15 protein-coding genes and 1 tRNA gene are annotated in these 16,499 nt (G+C 64.4%); 10 read left to right on the top strand and 6 right to left on the bottom strand.

The genetic code is table 11. The features are described 5' to 3' along the window. Nucleotides 1-48: 48 nt before the first annotated feature. Nucleotides 49-1,113, bottom strand: coding sequence for a sulfate/molybdate ABC transporter ATP-binding protein (locus tag J2S96_RS06865; protein ID WP_306861188.1), 1,065 nt, complete (start codon nt 1,111-1,113; stop codon nt 49-51). Further along, nucleotides 1,110-1,913: an ABC transporter permease gene (locus J2S96_RS06860; RefSeq protein ID WP_306861187.1), complete on the bottom strand. Its 804-nt coding sequence runs from the start codon at nt 1,911-1,913 to the stop codon at nt 1,110-1,112. The genes J2S96_RS06865 and J2S96_RS06860 overlap by 4 nt, the downstream gene beginning before the upstream one ends. 133 nt (nt 1,914-2,046) lie before the next feature. On the opposite strand from J2S96_RS06860, the gene J2S96_RS06855 reads away from it, so the two are divergent. Both J2S96_RS06855 and J2S96_RS06850 read left to right on the top strand, forming a co-directional pair. After that, nucleotides 2,047-2,496, top strand: coding sequence for a DUF5997 family protein (locus tag J2S96_RS06855; protein ID WP_306861186.1), 450 nt, complete (start codon nt 2,047-2,049; stop codon nt 2,494-2,496). A 158-nt stretch (nt 2,497-2,654) separates the two neighbouring features. Beyond that, nucleotides 2,655-3,272: a hypothetical protein gene (locus J2S96_RS06850; RefSeq protein WP_306861185.1), complete on the top strand. Its 618-nt coding sequence runs from the start codon at nt 2,655-2,657 to the stop codon at nt 3,270-3,272. An 88-nt stretch (nt 3,273-3,360) separates the two neighbouring features. Here J2S96_RS06850 and J2S96_RS06845 read toward each other — a convergent pair whose 3' ends face one another. Then, nucleotides 3,361-4,752: a flavin monoamine oxidase family protein gene (locus J2S96_RS06845; RefSeq protein ID WP_306861184.1), complete on the bottom strand. Its 1,392-nt coding sequence runs from the start codon at nt 4,750-4,752 to the stop codon at nt 3,361-3,363. A gap of 139 nt (nt 4,753-4,891) precedes the next feature. Between J2S96_RS06845 and J2S96_RS06840 the strand changes: the two genes are divergently transcribed. Next, nucleotides 4,892-5,578: a TetR/AcrR family transcriptional regulator gene (locus tag J2S96_RS06840; RefSeq protein WP_306861182.1), complete on the top strand. Its 687-nt coding sequence runs from the start codon at nt 4,892-4,894 to the stop codon at nt 5,576-5,578. A gap of 73 nt (nt 5,579-5,651) precedes the next feature. Here the strand turns inward: J2S96_RS06840 and J2S96_RS06835 are convergent. Continuing rightward, nucleotides 5,652-5,734 (bottom strand) — tRNA-Leu (locus J2S96_RS06835). A gap of 362 nt (nt 5,735-6,096) precedes the next feature. Here J2S96_RS06835 and J2S96_RS06830 point away from each other — a divergent pair. From J2S96_RS06830 to pknB, 7 genes are read left to right on the top strand one after another with little or no spacing between them, the layout of a single operon-like run. Further along, nucleotides 6,097-6,840 (top strand): FhaA domain-containing protein, encoded by a 744-nt coding sequence (locus tag J2S96_RS06830; RefSeq protein WP_306861180.1) that lies wholly within the window; start codon nt 6,097-6,099, stop codon nt 6,838-6,840. Between the two features lie 5 nt (nt 6,841-6,845). Beyond that, on the top strand, nt 6,846-7,328 hold the full coding sequence (locus tag J2S96_RS06825) for an FHA domain-containing protein FhaB/FipA (protein WP_306861313.1): 483 nt from the start codon (nt 6,846-6,848) through the stop codon (nt 7,326-7,328). Nucleotides 7,329-7,331: 3 nt separating this feature from the next. Then, nucleotides 7,332-9,089, top strand: a complete 1,758-nt coding sequence (locus tag J2S96_RS06820; RefSeq protein WP_306861178.1) for a PP2C family protein-serine/threonine phosphatase — start codon at nt 7,332-7,334, stop codon at nt 9,087-9,089. Then, nucleotides 9,086-10,453 (top strand): FtsW/RodA/SpoVE family cell cycle protein, encoded by a 1,368-nt coding sequence (locus J2S96_RS06815; protein ID WP_306861176.1) that lies wholly within the window; start codon nt 9,086-9,088, stop codon nt 10,451-10,453. The genes J2S96_RS06820 and J2S96_RS06815 overlap by 4 nt, the downstream gene beginning before the upstream one ends. Further along, on the top strand, nt 10,450-11,907 hold the full coding sequence (locus J2S96_RS06810) for a peptidoglycan D,D-transpeptidase FtsI family protein (RefSeq protein ID WP_306861174.1): 1,458 nt from the start codon (nt 10,450-10,452) through the stop codon (nt 11,905-11,907). The genes J2S96_RS06815 and J2S96_RS06810 overlap by 4 nt, the downstream gene beginning before the upstream one ends. Then, nucleotides 11,904-13,703, top strand: a complete 1,800-nt coding sequence (locus J2S96_RS06805) for a protein kinase domain-containing protein (protein WP_306861172.1) — start codon at nt 11,904-11,906, stop codon at nt 13,701-13,703. The genes J2S96_RS06810 and J2S96_RS06805 overlap by 4 nt, the downstream gene beginning before the upstream one ends. 6 nt (nt 13,704-13,709) lie before the next feature. Then, a complete protein-coding gene (gene pknB, locus J2S96_RS06800; RefSeq protein WP_370873017.1) occupies nt 13,710-15,692 on the top strand; it encodes a Stk1 family PASTA domain-containing Ser/Thr kinase in 1,983 nt (660 codons plus the stop codon). On the opposite strand, the gene J2S96_RS06795 is transcribed toward pknB, so the two are convergent. Both J2S96_RS06795 and J2S96_RS06790 read right to left on the bottom strand, forming a co-directional pair. Beyond that, nucleotides 15,689-16,330 carry an aminodeoxychorismate/anthranilate synthase component II gene (locus J2S96_RS06795; RefSeq protein ID WP_306861169.1) on the bottom strand — a complete coding sequence of 214 codons (642 nt, stop codon included), beginning with the start codon at nt 16,328-16,330 and terminating at the stop codon, nt 15,689-15,691. The two genes, pknB and J2S96_RS06795, sit on opposite strands and share 4 nt — an antisense overlap. Then, nucleotides 16,327-16,497, bottom strand: coding sequence for a hypothetical protein (locus tag J2S96_RS06790; protein ID WP_306861167.1), 171 nt, complete (start codon nt 16,495-16,497; stop codon nt 16,327-16,329). The genes J2S96_RS06795 and J2S96_RS06790 overlap by 4 nt, the downstream gene beginning before the upstream one ends. Nucleotides 16,498-16,499: the final 2 nt, after the last annotated feature.

Raw genomic sequence — 16,499 nt, 5'->3', positions numbered from 1 at the left:
CAGTTCACAGTACCGCGCTGGCGGTAGCCAACGCAGCGCCTGCCCACGTTACGCCGCGTAGACCTGGACCGCCGTGGCCTTGACCACGAAGTAGGCGCGGGAGCCGGGCTCCAGTCCCAGCTCGGCCGACGCGGAGGGCGTGATGTCCGCTGCCAGATCGCCGGCCCGGACCCGGATGTAGTCCCCATGCGGTTCGAGATCCGTGATGGCCACGGGGAAGGAGTTGCGCGGGCTGCCGTGCGCCGCGTCCAGGAAGATGGAAACGGCCGACGGCGGGAAGGCGGCGACGCCGGGCCGCCCCGGTTCCGCTTCGTCATCAAGGTGTCCCGCGACGTGCAGGCCGGGAAGCTCGGGGGTGGCCAAGGTCCTGAGTCCATCCTGCGTAACGGTGCCCGACATGAGGTTCACGCCGGCCAGGGCTGCGGCGAATTGGCTTCGCGGACGCCGGAACACCTCACGGGTGGGGCCTTCCTCCACGATCCTGCCCTTTTCCATGACGATGACGCGGTCCGCGAGCATGAGGGCATCCAGGACGTCGTGGGTAATGATCAGGGCGCGGCGCCCGGACAGGACGCGTTTGAGGAGTCGGCGCAAGTGCGGGGCGGCGTGGATGTCCAGCGCGGACATCGGCTCGTCGAGGAGCAGCAACTCGGGGCTGGCTGCCAGGGCCCGGGCCACCGCCACACGCTGGGCTTGTCCCCCGGACAAGTGCCCGGGCTTCCGCCCGGCAAACTCCACGACGTCGACTTCGCCCAGCCAGTGCCGGGCAATTCCGCGTGATTCCGTCCGTGAAGCGCCTGCGCTGCGCGGGCCGAAAGCCACGTTGTCCAGGACACTCAGATGCGGGAAAAGCAAAGGTTCCTGGGCCAACAGTGCTGTATTGCGAAGGTGCGGAGGGGTCCATACCCGGCTGCCGCCGTCCATGTTGAAGAGAAGCTGATCCCCTAGCCGGGCTGAGCCGGCATCGGGCCGCAAGAGTCCCGCCGCGACGGAAAGGAGCGTCGACTTGCCGGCCCCGTTGGGTCCGAGGATCGCCACGGTCTCCGCTTGCCCGATGCTCAATGACACGTCCAGGTTGCGGGCGCGGACAGTGGCGTCGATGTGGAAACTCATGCCGCCGCCTCCGCGGGAATGTCGGCGCGGTGCGGACGCCGGTAAGAGAGGCCCACCACGATCACCGCCACCGCTACGAGCACCAGCGAAAGGGCTACTGCGGCGTCCGCGTCGGTCTCGCGTTGCAGGTAGATTTCCAAGGGCAATGTCCGGGTGACGCCTTGCAAGCTCCCTGCGAAAGTCAGCGTGGCCCCGAACTCACCCAGGCTGCGGGCAAAGGACAGCACCGCCCCGGAGGCGAGCCCGGGAAGGACCATCGGTACGGTCACGCGCCGAAGGATGGTGGTGGGGCGGGCGCCGAGCGTCGCGGCAACCGCTTCGTAGCGATTGCCGGCCGTCCGCAAGGCGCCTTCGAGGCTGACCACCAGGAACGGCAAGGCAACAAAGGTCTGGGCCAGGACCACCGCCGTCGTTGAAAAGGCGATCTGGATGCCCGCGATTTCGAGGCTTTTACCCAGAAGGCCTTGGCGCCCGAAGGTGTAGAGCAGTGCAATGCCGCCCACCACCGGCGGAAGCACCAAGGGCAGGAGGACAAAGGCACGGAGGAGCCGCTGGCCGCGGAAGGGCCGTCGGGCAAGGACAAGCGCCAAGGGGATGCCCAGGACAATGCAGAGCGCGGTGCTCGCGGCAGAAGTACGGAGGCTGAGTCCCAGGGCCGTCAGCGAGGAATCAGAGGTCACCAGCGGGATGAACTGCGCCCAGTTGACCTTTGCGACCATCGCCGCCAGGGGCAACAGGACGAACAGGCCTCCCACAACCGCAAGGCCATAGACCCACCGTGGAATCCCGCTGAAGTTCATCAACGCTTACGGTGCGGCAGGGCTTGCGTCACCAGGACTTTGCGGGCGGCCCCGGCGACTCGTATGTGCTGCATGGATTCATCCTAGAACAGCGGCTGTGCCACTTCCCTGCGGTGGCGGATACCCTTGAACCATGACCTCTGCAAACTCCCAGTCCATGAAGCCGGCCACCGTTGCCAAGAAACTTGGCATCTACCTGCCTGCAACACCCCAGGAGTTCCAGGATTCGGAAATCACCCGCGCCGATTTCGCCGAGCTCCAGGCCAACGCCCCGGAGTGGCTCGCCGAGCTCCGCCGCACGGGTCCGCACCCGCGTCCCGTGGTGGCACAGAAGCTGAATATCTCCATCAGCGGCCTCGCCCGCGGCGGAATCACCGAGCCCCTGACGACGGCGGAGATCACCGAACTGCTGGCCGCTCCCCCGCAGTGGCTCGTCGTCGAACGCGCCACGCACGCAGCCGTACGCTCCGAGGCAAAGCGCATCAGGGAAGAGGCAGCCAAGAAGCAGGCGGCGAAGGACGCCAAGGCGAACGCCACTGCCAAGCGGGACGCACCCAAGGCATCCAAGCGGGACCACGCCTAGGCTCCCACCGGACTTCCGCGGAAGGCAGCCACCCATGTCCAGGGTGGCTGCCTTCCTGCGTTCACGCCCAGCTCACGCCCAAATCGGGCCCTCGCCTCCACGCCTCCCTCGGCGCATACTGAATTTGAAGGGTGCGCATTCGCGTGGAGGTGGTCCGATTGCCCGCCACAACTGGAATCCAGCTGACTGTCTGGGAGATCGGGCTGTGGGCGGTTTTGCTCATGTGCGCGGTGGCCCTCACGGTCAACGCTGTCCGGAAAACGGTCATCCACGGAACCTCCGACGGCGGCGGCGTCGCCTTGCAAGGGCCGCTCGGCCAACGTGATCGTGACCTGGTCAATGAGCCCGACGCCACCTTCTGGAACATCTTCGCCGGACTCGTGGTGATTGTCCCCGCGGTGGTCATCCCCGCGCTGGCCTCGCCCGCCGTCGGACTCTTGATGCTCTTCCTCGGTGTCGGTGCCGCTGTTGCCGCGTTTGCTGTCGGCCGGAAACTGGAGCAGAAGCGTCAAGACCGCAGCGGTTTCACGGAAGCGGCAGCCCGTCATGACGTCCTCCTCGCTCGATGGCAAGGGTATGAACTGGATCCCGCCAAGGGCATTGACTTTCCCGGGATGAGCGACGTCAACGTTCCGCAAACCGCCGCCCTGGTCCGCGCGCTGCAGGAGGCGCAACGCTGCCGCCTCAGCGCGGGGACCGACTATGCCCGCGCCGTCGAACGATTGGATGTTGCGATGGCCGAAGCCGAAGCCGCTGCGGGCGTTTCTGCCCAGTAGGCCTGTCGCCGGGATTCCATAAGTGAGGTCTCGCCCCTTTCAGCCGGTGAAAGAGTCGAGACCTCACGTGTGGATTTAGTACCCGTTCCTAGGCCACCGGTACCGCAGCTAAGCGGTTGTGGGCGCTGACGATCCTGGCGGCTGTTTCCTGGCCCATCCGGACTGCGCCATCCACGTGCTGGTAGCCTTCCGCAGCCAAATCGGAGGAGGACCAGTAAATGGGCCCGACGTTGGCGCGCTGGTCCTTGCCGTAGCGGTGCAAACCGCCCAGGTCGTAGCTGGCCGCGTAGGCCCCGCGGGTCCACTCCTCCGAACCCCAATCGGATTCGTAGTAGACCTCGGCATCCAGCGCCTTGTCGCCCAGGAAGCTCGCAATCGACTCAAGGACCTTCTTCTTGCGGTCCTCGGCGCTGAGCTCGAAGACGGCGTCTGCCTTTTCGTCCGAGATGAAGCCCACCAAGGTCCCGCGGGTGTCTCCGTAGTTGGTGTTGTCGTACACCTCCTGGACCAAGGCGTCAGCCCCGAAGCCGGTGCCGGACAGGCCGTCTTCACGCCAGAACGGCGTGCTGTAGACGGCGTGGACCTTAATGACAAGGCCCAGGGACTGATGCTGGTGCATCTGGTGCTGGCGGCGCGGCAGGGGCGGGTTGTAGGAGACACGGGAGTAGAGGTTCGGCGGGACGGCCATGATCACGAATCGTGCGTTGACTGTTGCGCGCTCGGATTCAACGGCGACCCGGTGGCCTTCGCCGGCCGGCTCCCAATTGATGGTGCGGACCGGGCTGTTAAGGACGACGTCCGCACCCAGTTCCGCGGCGATCAGCAGGGAGACCTGTTGCATGCCGCCGACCACCCGCTTGTCCAGGATAAAGTCTTCGTCCGTCAGGTTGGAGAAGGAACCCGCCGACGCTGCCATCAGCACCGCCTGCAGCGCCGAGAATGCGTGGGCTGGCTTGGTCAGCATGCCGCCGGCGATGAAGAGGCCGATGTTGTTGCAGGCTTCCTCGTCCGTGGAGTTCTGGCGCAGCCAGTGGTGGAAGGACACGGTGTCCAGCTCGCGGGCCTTGGGGTGGGCCCAGGGCTCCTCCGGGCCGATCTCGGCGGCGAGGCCGTCCAGGATTGCTGTCAGCTTGTCCATCTCGGCGGCAGTCGTTTCGCTTACCGGGAAGGAAGCGCCGGTGTAGCGGATGCGGCTGCCGTCCGGCCCGAGGTACACAGATTCGCCGTCGCGGTAGCGCGAGTACGTCTTCAAGCCCAGTTCGTCCAGGAGTTCGATGAGGGCGGTCTGGTCCGGGGACACCCATTGTCCACCGATTTCGAGCATGGCTCCGTCAATGGTGTCGGTCCATGTGCGGCCGCCGACGCGGTCGCGTGCTTCAAGCACGGCAACGCTGAGCCCGGACTTTTTCAATTCGCGCGCGGCCGTCAGCCCCGACGGACCGGCACCGACAATGACGACGTCGCGATCAAGATTCAACATGATGTCCTTTCTGTGGCCGCCCCCGTTGGCTGACCAATAAATGAATGACGTTCATTTATCTCAACTGTAGCTGGCTTGGTCCCGGCTGTGAAGACCCAAATGGAATAATGCTTTGACACAGCCTCCAGAAAGGTCCGCGATGCCCGAACCCACCCCCGTTCCCGGCGAGACCAAGGCGCGTCGCAGGGCAGGTCGGCCAATGGCGGCGATCCTGGACCAGGACGGCATCACTGCAGCGGCGCTGGAACTGATCAGCAAAAAGGGGTACGACGGCCTGACCATGGCCGCACTCGCGCGCTCCCTGGGTGTGGCTCCGTCGGCCCTTTACAACCACGTATCTTCCAAGGACGACGTCCTCAAGCTCGTGGAAGAGGATCTGATGTCCAAGGTCGACTTCGGCGGCTTCAGCACCCTCCCCTGGGAGGAGGCTGTCCGGCAATGGGCCTATTCCTACCGCGGCATCTTCGCACGGCACACCCCGCTGATCTCTGTCATCGCGGTTCTTCCCGTGACGGACGCCCCACAGACGCTCGCCATGTACGAAGCCGTTACCGAGGGATTCCTCCGTGCGGGCTTCCCGGAAAAGCAGATCATCCCGAGCATCGTGGCCCTGGAAGCCTATATTTTCGGCGCCGCCTTCGACGCGAACGCTCCGGCGGACATTTTCGATTCCGGCCGCTTGGCAGACTCCACGCCGCACTTCACCTCGGCGGTCCGCAGCTTGGGACCCGAGCGGAACAACTATCCGTCCGATCTTGCATTCACCATGGGCTTGGATGCGCTCATCACGGGGCTCGGAGCGCTACGGGAGCAACCCGGGAGTTAACAGCTAAGGGTGCAACCCGGGGAGTTAAACAAAAGGAACCCCGGTCCGAAGACCGGGGTTCCTTTCAATTGCGTGCGCGAGGGGGGATTTGAACCCCCACACCCTTTCGGATACTGGCACCTGAAGCCAGCGCGTCTGCCGTTCCGCCACTCGCGCGCAACTTCTTTCGCCAGGTCTGTACCAGGTTTCCCCGGCCTGACCCCTGCGAAAGCAGCGAGATCAAGCATAACGGACATCCCGTTGAAAACGCCAATCGACCAAGGACCGGCCCGCAAAAACCCTTGGACGCCACGTATTTTCAGCCCTCACATGATGCGGAAATGACGCGAGGGAGCTCCCGAAATGACGCAATGCGGCGAACTTTTCCGGCGTTCCAGGCGTTGTGGATTAAGGCCATTCCCAGTCTTGCCCAGTAGTATCGGGGTTGAAGACAGGCTCCCTGCGTGCGCTTGAACCACTGCAGGGATCCGTCTTGGCTACTGATACCGCAGGGTCAACGAAACGAAAGGAGAAGGACCATGGGCTTGCTTGACAGGGTTGAACGCGGCCTCGAAAAGGCCGTCCGCGGCGTCTTCTCCACCGGTTCGCGGGCACGGGTGGAGCCCGTGGAGATAGCCAGCAAGCTTCGCCGCGAGCTGGACAACAAGTCCATCACTCTCTCGGCCGGCCGTACTTTGGCTCCCAACGTCTTCGATGTCCTCTTGAGCAATGAAGACTTCGCGCGGGCGCAAGAGTGGGGAACGCCCCTGGCCGAAGAATTGTGCGACGTCGTCATCCAACACGTACGCAGCCAGGGTTACATTCTCCAGGGCCCGGTGCGGATCTCCTTCCGTCACGACGAAGCCCAGCGCGAAGGCCACTTCGAAATCACATCCAGCACTGAGAGATCCAACGGGACTGCCGCGCCTGCAGCTCCGCGGCCCGTTGTCCCCGCGGCGCCAAGCCGCGAACCCACACGGCTCCAACCTGTCCTGGACATAGGCGGACAACGCTATTCCCTCAACGCGCCTTCCATCGTGCTGGGCAGGTCATCCGAGGCCGACATCCTGGTGGACGATACCGGCGTCTCGCGTAAGCACCTGGAAATCCAGACGGCGGAAGGAACCATCCGCGCCGTCGACCTCGGTTCGACCAACGGCAGCTACGTCAACGGCCACAAAGTGGACGGCAGCGTGGAACTTACTGACGGATCCACCATCACTATGGGACGGACCAAGATCATCTTCAGACTTCTCCCCCAGTCCTCCGGTGGGCGCCCGTGAGCGACATCAGCGAACTGACAATCACAGCACTCCGCTTCGGCTTCCTCCTGTTGCTGTGGATACTGATCTTCAGCATCGTCTCGACCATGCGTCGCGATCTCGTGATCGGCCGCAAAGCAGCAATGGGAACTCCGACAGCCCGCGAATTGCGCAAGCATCCGGAACTCGCCCCGGCGCCACCCCAGCCCGTGAAGCAGCAGGCGCACCAGCTCGTCGTCGTCGAGGGTCCGCTCAAAGGGACAACGGTTCCATTGGCCGCGAGCCCTATTCTGCTGGGCCGCGCCCAAGAGGCCACGCTGGTCCTCGAGGATGATTATGCTTCGGGCAGGCACGCGCGCTTGTTCCCCCAAGGCAGCCGATGGTTCATCGAAGATCTAGGCTCCACCAACGGCACCTACCTCGCCGATCAGCAATTGACCCGCGCCCTGCCGGTGGAGCTTGGCGTCCCCGTGAGGATCGGCAAGACGGTCATCGAATTGAGGGCGTAGCCCATGGCTTCCCCCCAGCCTTCCGATGGCAAGCCAATGCCTCCGGAACTCCCCCTGATCATGCGCTACGCGGCGCGGTCCGACGTCGGGCGTGTCCGCTCGAAGAACGACGACTCCGCGTATGCCGGCCGGTATCTTGCCGTCGTCGCGGACGGCATGGGCGGCCATGCGGGTGGGGACGTCGCGTCAGCATCCACCGTGCTGGACATGATCCACCTCGATCATGATTCCTACCCGGACGGCGCGGAAACAGTCCTGGCGGACGAAATCCAGACCGCCAATTCCCTCCTCTCCGAGCTGGTCCACGTAGACCCGAAGCTCGCAGGCATGGGCACGACCGTCACCGCCCTGCTGCTCGAAGGCAGGAGACTGCACTTTGCCCACATCGGCGATTCCCGCGCCTACCGCCTGCGCAATGGAAAATTCGAGCAGATCAGCGTGGACCATACTTTTGTCCAGAGGCTGATCGACGAAGGCCGGCTGCGCCCGGAGGAAGCCGAAACACACCCGCACAAGAACGTCCTCATGCGCGTTCTTGGTGATGTGGACGCCAGCCCCGAGCTGGACCTGAACGAACTCGACGTCGAACCAGGCGAACGCTGGCTCCTCTGTTCCGATGGCCTGAACTACGTCCAAGGCGCCGTTGTGGAGCAAGTAGTCCGCGAAACGAAGGATCTTGCCGAATGCGCCGAGCTCCTCATTGAGCTCACGCTCGCCAACGGCGCTCCGGACAACGTCACCGTAGTGCTGTTGGAAATCGTGGAAGAGACCGGCGACAACCTCAGCACGGCCGCCGTCGACGTCGTCCCGGAAGCGCCAACCCAAGCGAAAACGCCCGAGGCGGCACGGGCGGCCCCGGGCAAGGACGGGCACGGCGGCGATGCGAAGGCCCCGGCCACAGAACAAGGCGACAAAAGTCCCGCAGCAGCAAGCGCAACGCCCCGGGAAACAACGTCCGACGCCGGGGCCCCCGCCGCCGCAGTAGAGTCCGCCGCCGCCGTCATGCAGGCTCCCGGCGCGGCGGATTCCGCAAAACCGGGCGTGGCCACTGAGCCCCCGACGGCGACAGACCCGCACCTCGGCGAGCACTTGTCGGCGGAGATCCTCCGCGAAGAGCTTTCAAGCCGTCCGCACGAACTGGTGGGTGCAGCCGCAACCGCGGCCGAGACGGGTTCGATCCCCACCGTAGCCGGACGCAGCGTTGCACGCCGCGCTGCCACCGTGCTGACACACAAGGCTGAACAGGACCGACAGGATTCACAGGCGCTCGTTGCCCCGAAGCGGCGCTGGTTGACACCGGCTATTGCCGCGGTCTTGGCCATTCTCGTGATCGCCGGGCTGTGGCTCGGTTATGCGTGGACCCAGACACGCTACTACGTCGGTGAATTCAACCAGCACGTCGCAATTTTCAACGGCATTTCGCAGAGCCTTGGCCCGTTCCAGCTCTCGAAAGTCGAGGCCACGACGAATATCCGCATGGACTCTTTGCCTGAATACACACAACAAACGGTTCGCCAGACCGTCCCGGCACGGGACCTCGCCGATGCGCAGCAGATTGTGAAAAGCCTCCAGGAGAACGGCACCACCGGGCTGCCGGCCAATTGCCCCACGGGCACGGCCAGGCCGACGGCAAGTGGCAGGCCGACGGCAAGTGGCAGCACCACGGCAAGCCCCACACCTGCGGCAAGTCCGAGTACTTCAAACCGGCCAACATCGTCACCAACGTCCACGCCGGTCCCTTCGTGCGCGGTGTCCCCATGATTCCGGCCATAGCCACACCCATGCCGCGCCGCAACGTCGAGCTCGTCCTGCTGGTCCTCGCACTTGCTGTAGGAATCGGCGCCAGCGCCATGGTCGGCCTCAACAGCGCGTCCGCTTTCGATCGCGATTTCTGGTTCCAGTCGAGCCTTTTGGTCGTCGCCGCATTCGCTTTCCACATGATCCTCAGGTTCCGCGCGAAATATGCCGATCCGATCATGCTTCCGATCGTCGTTGCCCTCAACGGCTTGGGATTGGCCTTTATCCATCGCATGGACCAGCCGGGCGAGGACACGGGTAACAACCAGCTGCGCTGGACCCTTTTGGCCATGGCCGTGGCAATCGTCGTGGTCTGGTTCCTGAAGGACCACCGCCTGCTTCGCCGCTTTACGTTTATCTCACTCGCGGCCAGCGCATTTCTCCTTGTGCTGCCGCTCGTTCCCGGTATCTCGGCGGGCGAGGTGCTGGGCGCCAGCGTCTGGGTCCGGCTCGGCCCCATGACTTTCCAGCCCGGCGAAATCGCCAAGATCACCCTCGCCATTTTCTTCGCAGGTTATCTTTCCTCCAACCGGGACCTCATCCTCCTTGCCGGCCGCAAAATCGGGCCGATGCAATTGCCGCGCTTCAAGGACCTTGGCCCCATGATCACGGCCTGGCTCGTGAGCATCGGCATCCTTGTCTTTCAGCGGGACCTCGGCACCTCGGTCCTTTTCTTCGGCTTGTTCATCGTCATCATCTACGTGGCAACCAGCCGGATCAGCTGGGTGGTCATCGGCGCCGCATTGATCCTTGGCGGAGGATTCCTGGCGTCCAGGTTCTTCTCGCACGTCGCGTTCCGCCTGGACAGCTGGTGGAACGCCTTCACCCCGGAGGTCTTCGACCGGTCCCCGGGCGGCAGCGGGCAGATCGTCCAAGGCCTCTTCGGCATGGCCAACGGCGGCCTTGGAGGCACGGGCCTCGGACAAGGCCGGCCGGATTTGGTGCCGTTCGCGAACAGCGACATGATCGTAGCCCTCATCGGTGAGGAACTGGGACTGATCGGCCTGTTTGCCGTCGTGATGCTCTACATGTTGCTCTTCACCCGCGGGTTCCGCGCGGCTCTTGGCGCGCGGGACGCGTTCGGCAAGCTCTTGGCTTGTGGCCTGTCCTTTGCCATAGCCTTGCAGTGCTTTGTTGTGATCGGCGGTGTCACCAGGCTGATCCCGCTGACGGGGCTCACCACTCCCTTCCTTGCGGCGGGCGGTTCCTCCTTGCTTGCCAACTGGATCATCGTGGGCTTGCTGCTCACGATTTCGAACACCGCGCGCGGCCCGGTGGACACTACGCCCATTACCCATGCCCCCACGGAGGCGGTGCAGACCTCTTGAACCATTCCATACGCAATTCGTGGATGGCCGCTGTTGCCATGTTCGCCCTGCTTTTTGGCGCGATCAGCTACGTCCAGGTCATCGGCGCCAACGACCTCAATGACAATCCGTGGAACCAGCGCGCCGTTTTGGCGAACTACTGCAACGACCGCGGTGCCATCATCGTGGCCGGCAAGCCGATTGCCGAGTCTGTTCCCGGGGACGAAACCTGTAAGTACCAACGCAGGTATCCCCAGCCGGAGCTCTACGCCGGGATCACAGGCTACTTCTCCAGGACCTATGGCTCCACCGGGCTTGAGCAGCAGCTCCGGGATGAGCTGGCCGGCAGCTCGGACCAACTCTTCCTGGACCGTGTGAGCCAGATTTTCCTCGGCAGCCAGCCGAAGGGCGCTTCGGTGGAATTGACCCTCGATCCCGTGATCCAGAAGCTCGCCTACGACCTCATTCCTGACGGGCAGCGCGGCTCGATTGTCGTCACCAACCCGAAAACGGGCGCCATCATCGCGATGGTCTCCAAGCCGTCCTATGATCCGAACCTCATTGCCACGCACGATCCGGCCAAGGAAAAGGCCGCCTACGACCAAATCAACCAGGTCCCCGGCATCAACCTCAACCAGTCCGTGAGCGGACCCACTGGTCAGCTGTTGGCGCCCGGTTCCGTGTTCAAGCTCGTCGATACAGCCGCCGCCTTGAACTCCGGCAAGTACAACAAGGACAGTGTCTTGCCGAACCCGGAGAGCCTGCCGTTGCCCGGTTCGAGCGCCTCGCTGCCCAACTATGCCGGCGGCAACTGCTCAACCCGCAACACTGCCGATTTCGCTTTCGCCTTGGAGCAGTCGTGCAACACGCCCTTCGCCAGCATCGCCCTGGACCTGGGCCAGAAGGCCATCGCGGACCAGGCCAGCAAGTTTGGCTTCGGGCAGGATTTCGGGGACCAGCTCAAGCTTCAGTCCGCGGTCAGTGTCTTCCCCAAGGATCTGGACCAGGCAGCACTGGCCCAGTCCGCCGTCGGACAGCGTGACGTAAGGGCCACTCCGCTCCAAATCGCGATGATGACTGCGGCTATTGCCAATAAGGGCGTCCAGATGAAGCCGAACCTCATCAAGACCGTCCGGGCGCCTGACCTGCGTGTCATCAATGAGCCCAAGCCCGAGGCGCTGCGTACATCCACCACGCCCGATATCGCCAGCCAGATCACGCAGTGGATGAGCGACGTCGTATCCCAGGGCATCGCGAGCGGTGCCGCGGTACCGGGGATCCAAGTGGCCGGCAAGACCGGCACGGCGCAACTCGGCGACTCAGGCTTGAACAACTCGTGGTTCACCGGGTTTGCCCCGGCCAACGACCCGCAGGTAGCCGTCACCATTGTCATGGAAGGCGTCGATGTGTCTACCGGCGCAAAGCTAACCAGTCCGAACGCAAAGAAGATTTTTGAGGCGGTGTTGAATAAGTGAGGCCTACGTCAGGAATCACCCTCGGCGGCAGGTTCCAGCTGACCAGTCGCATTGCGATTGGCGGCATGGGAGAGGTCTGGAGGGCCAAAGACCAAATCCTTGGCCGGATCGTCGCCATCAAGGTACTTAAAGAGGAATACACGGGTGACCCCGGCTTCCTCCAGCGGTTCCGAGCCGAGGCCCGCCACACCGCGTTGCTTAACCACGTGGGGATCGCCAACGTCTTCGATTACGGCGAGGAAGACGGCTCGGCCTACTTAGTCATGGAATTGGTTCCCGGTCAACCGTTGAGCAGCATCCTGGAACACGAACAGGTCCTTTCGCCGGACCGCACCCTGTCCATCATTTCCCAGACCGCCCGGGCCCTCGCCCCCGCGCATGCCCAGGGCCTGGTGCACCGGGACATCAAACCGGGCAACCTCCTGATCACGCCTGACTTCCGTGTGAAGGTCACCGACTTCGGCATCGCGCGCTTGGCTGACCAGGTCCCGCTCACGCAGACCGGCCAGGTCATGGGTACGGCCCAGTACCTGGCTCCGGAGCAGGCCACGGGCCAGACCGCCACGGGCGCCTCGGACATATATTCCCTCGGGGTTATTGGCTATGAGTGCCTGACGGGGCATCGTCCGTTCTCCGGCGAATCCCAGATCGCCATCGCGCTGGCCCAGGTCAACGACGCTCCGCCTCCGCTGCCGGAAAGCCTGCCCACTCCGGTACGCGCGCTGCTCATGTCGATGCTCGCCAAGGATCCGAAGAACCGTCCTGCGGATGCCATCAAGCTGGCTGAGGGCGCAGAAGCGATCCGCGCAGGCGATATTGCCGCGGCTCACCGCGCTGTACCGGGAATGTTGCTCTTCGAGGCAGCAACGGGCCCCATCACTGCGCCAACCAACATCGCGACCGCACCCACCGGCATTGTCGCCTCGCCGTACGGCAGGGAAGCACGTTCGACGTCGACGTCGGCGCTCCCGGTGGTCGGCGCCGCCGCAGCGGGTGCAGCGGCGGTAGGCGCTGCTGCCGAAGGTGGGAACGCCCTGGCCCGCGCCAATGCCTTGGCCGCCGAACGCAGTTTGGACCAGGCCGACGAGCACAACCAGTACATCCATGAGGAAGAGGAGTACCAGGAGGAGCCACAACGGCGGAAGCGCAGCCCTTGGACGTGGCCGCTCATTGCGTTGATCGCGCTCGTGCTTCTCGCCTTGGTTGGGGCGATCCTGACCCAGTCCGGGCTGTTCTCCCCCAGCAGCCCGGCACCGGCCACAACCACTCCTCCGGCCCAGGTCTCAAGCGCACCGCCAACCTCGGCAACTCCGAGCCCCACGGAGACCTCGGCCACTCCGACGCCCACCCCCGAGACCATCGACTTGATCCCGGACCAGTACAAGGGACAGCCGTTCAGCAAGGTGCGTTCGGACCTCAATGCACTCGGCCTGGTGGTCAACGGCGTCCAGGTCTTCGATCCGTCTTCGCCTGGGACCGTCACCGACATCAATCCTTCCGGTCCGGTAGCCAAGGGTTCGACCATCACAGTCACCTACTCCAAGGGACCGCAGATGGTTACGGTGCCGACCATCGGAAAGGGAGCCACCGAGTCGCAAGTACAAGCCGCCATCGAGGGTGCGGGCCTGCGCTGGGTCACCGGGGCTCCCGTTGACGGAGCAACCGGCCAGGCACCGGGAACGTTCGTCAGTTCCGATCCCGCTGCCGGGCAGTCTGTACCCGCCGGGTCCGTCGTGACCTATCACCTGTCCAAGGCGAACGCGAGCCCGTCTGCTTCTCCTAAGACCACCCCGTAGGACACCATGCCAACCGGACGCTCCACCCCCGCCCACAGAGAGGACAGCACCCCAATGACATCCCAGCGCGTCCTCAACGGGCGGTACGAACTCGGTGATTTGCTCGGCCGTGGTGGCATGGCCGATGTCTACAAGGGCATTGACACAGTGCTCGGACGAACCGTGGCCGTGAAGCTGCTCCGCGCCGATCTTGCCCGCGATCCGCAGTTCCATGCCCGCTTCAAGCGGGAGGCACAGGCGGTGGCTGCCCTGAACCACTCCTCGATCGTGGCCATCTACGACACGGGCGAGTACACCGTGTCCGGTGGCCCGGGCGATGATGTCCGGGTCCCGTACATCGTCATGGAATACGTGTCCGGCCGGACTGTGCGCGACCTGATCCGCGCCAAGGAACTGGACATCGATCAAGCCATCGAGTTCACCCTGGGCGTCCTGGCCGCACTGGAGTACAGCCACAAGGCCGGGATCGTCCATCGGGACATCAAACCGGCCAACGTCATGGTGACCGGGGAGTCGAACGACGTAAAGGTCATGGACTTCGGAATCGCCCGGGCGATGGCCGATTCCGCGGCAACCATGACCCAGACGCAGGCCGTGGTTGGTACTGCCCAGTACCTCTCGCCCGAGCAGGCCCTCGGCGAGACCGTGGATGCCCGCAGCGATCTGTACTCGGCGGCGTGCCTTCTGTTTGAAATGCTTACGTCCCGCCCCCCGTTCACGGGAGACAGTCCCGTCTCGGTGGCTTACCAGCACGTCCGCGAGACCCCGGAGCCCGCCAGCACCTTCAACCCGGCCGTATCGGAGGCACTGGACAGTGTCCTGGCCAAGGGCCTGCAGAAGAATCGCGCCGATCGTTTCCAGGATGCCGCCGCTTTCCGCCGTGCCTTGCGTGCGGCCAAGAACGGCGTGGCAGTCCCGGCATCCGCCGCAGGAGCACCCACGGACGTCCATGACGTCCTGCCATTGACGCAACAGATTTCGGAAGGTGATTTGGCGCGCGGCCTGACGGGCGCTGACTTCCTCGACACCACCCTGGCCGGAAGGCCGGGCAACGGCCAGTACGCGGGCGACCAGGACATGCTGGCCCTGCCGTCCGACGAACCGGAATCCGAAGCAGCCAACGACGACGCCATGCCGCTTGGTTTCGTCCCTGAGCGGGAGCGGACCGCCCGGCAGAAGTCCCGCCGCCGCGCGTGGACCGCGGTGGTGGTTGTTCTTGTACTGCTGGTGTTGGCCGGCGGCGCATTCTGGGTGTACAGCACGGTGAACCAGAAGCCGGCCCCGCCGCCGCTGGTCGCGGTACCGCAGGTGGCCGGCATGAGCGAGGCAGTGGCACTGCAGATGCTGTATGGCGCCAACCTCAGCCCGGAGTCCACCCATGTCCGGGATGACAAGGTTCCCAAGGGGACGGTGGTCAGCACCGACCCTGGCGGGGGTTCCGAAGTGGCGCCCAAATCTCAAGTCATGCTCAAGGTCTCAGATGGGCCCGTCTCGGCGACTGTCCCGGCAGGCCTGAGCGGCCTCACCGAAGCCGCGGCCCGCGACCTCCTGCGCCAGGCTGGGCTCGTGGGTGGGTCAAGCACCTTGGCCAATAGTGCAACGGTTCCCGCAGGCTCCGTCATCAGCACCAAGCCGGCGTCCGGGGCCGTAGTCGGCGTGGGCAGCACCGTTGACCTGGTAGTGTCCACGGGCAAGGTAGCCGTGCCTCAACTCGTGGGCTTGAGCGAGCCCGATGCCGAAGCGCTGCTCAAAGCAAACGGCCTCGCCATCGCGGTCACCGAACAGGAAAACTCGCAGGTGACCCCCGGTAAGGTGACGAGCCAGGGCGACGCTTTCAATTCCCTTGTGGAGCAGGGCAAGACCATCAGCGTCACTGTCGCAAAGGCTCCCGCCCCGTCTCCCAGTCCGACGCCCACGCCGACTCCGACGCCGTCTCCCAGTGAGACCCGGGGCGGCGGCGGATCCGGCTTCGGCGGATTAGGCGGCTAGCGCTGGATCAGGGGGCTCAGGGTGGCCGCACGGGCGGCCGCCCCGGACATCCCGAGTGACTCGAGCCAGTTGCCGAGCATGAGGTAGCCACCTTCGGTGAGCACCGATTCCGGGTGGAACTGCACGCCGCAGAGCGGCGCCGTGCGGTGCTGCAGGCCCATGACGACGCCGCCGGCCGTTTCGGCGGTGATTTCCAGGACATCGGGGATGCTTTCCCGGACAGCCGCGAGGGAGTGGTAACGGGTTGCGGTCACCGGCGAGGGGAGCCCGGCGAAAACACTCTTGCCTTCATGCTGCACAGGTGATGTCTTCCCGTGCATCAACTCGGGGGCGTGCGTGACGGTCCCGCCGTAGGCCTCTGCCAGGGCCTGGTGCCCGAGGCATACCCCGAACATCGGCTTGTTGTTCTCCCCGCACCATTTGATCAGCTCAATACAGACGCCGGCTTCGGCAGGAGTGCCGGGACCGGGAGAGATCAGTACGCCGTCGCGCGCGTCCGCCAGCTCAATCGCTTCGGCGAGGGTGACGTCGTCGTTGCGGACCACGGTGGTCTCCGCACCGAGTTCCTGCAGATAGCCGACCAGGGTGTAGACGAAGCTGTCGTAATTGTCCACGACGAGGATTTTTGTTGTGCTCATGGCTGCTGTGCTGAACCAATCGTTGAGTCGGTGAGGGTGGTGAACTGTGACATCCAGGGAAAGAGGAACTGGACCATCAGGACAAGCGCACATGCCACGAGGGCAACTGATGTCAGGATGCGCACCCACAGGGGTCCGGGGAGGTGGCGGAAGATCCATCCGTACATGG

It is taken from the genome of Arthrobacter bambusae, assembly GCF_030812595.1.
Taxonomy (GTDB): Bacteria; Actinomycetota; Actinomycetes; order Actinomycetales; family Micrococcaceae; genus Arthrobacter; species Arthrobacter bambusae_B.
This window is presented reverse-complemented; position numbering and strand designations above follow the sequence as displayed.

Coding starts and splice junctions, on each gene's coding strand:
- J2S96_RS06860 (WP_306861187.1), bottom strand. CDS start 1,913: ATGAACTTCAGCGGGATTCCACGGTGGGTCTATGGCCTTGCGGTTGTG.
- J2S96_RS06830 (WP_306861180.1), top strand. CDS start 6,097: ATGGGCTTGCTTGACAGGGTTGAACGCGGCCTCGAAAAGGCCGTCCGC.
- J2S96_RS06855 (WP_306861186.1), top strand. CDS start 2,047: ATGACCTCTGCAAACTCCCAGTCCATGAAGCCGGCCACCGTTGCCAAG.
- J2S96_RS06820 (WP_306861178.1), top strand. CDS start 7,332: ATGGCTTCCCCCCAGCCTTCCGATGGCAAGCCAATGCCTCCGGAACTC.
- J2S96_RS06840 (WP_306861182.1), top strand. CDS start 4,892: ATGCCCGAACCCACCCCCGTTCCCGGCGAGACCAAGGCGCGTCGCAGG.
- pknB (WP_370873017.1), top strand. CDS start 13,710: ATGCCAACCGGACGCTCCACCCCCGCCCACAGAGAGGACAGCACCCCA.
- J2S96_RS06795 (WP_306861169.1), bottom strand. CDS start 16,330: ATGAGCACAACAAAAATCCTCGTCGTGGACAATTACGACAGCTTCGTC.
- J2S96_RS06790 (WP_306861167.1), bottom strand. CDS start 16,497: ATGTACGGATGGATCTTCCGCCACCTCCCCGGACCCCTGTGGGTGCGC.
- J2S96_RS06815 (WP_306861176.1), top strand. CDS start 9,086: ATGATTCCGGCCATAGCCACACCCATGCCGCGCCGCAACGTCGAGCTC.
- J2S96_RS06845 (WP_306861184.1), bottom strand. CDS start 4,752: ATGTTGAATCTTGATCGCGACGTCGTCATTGTCGGTGCCGGTCCGTCG.
- J2S96_RS06865 (WP_306861188.1), bottom strand. CDS start 1,113: ATGAGTTTCCACATCGACGCCACTGTCCGCGCCCGCAACCTGGACGTG.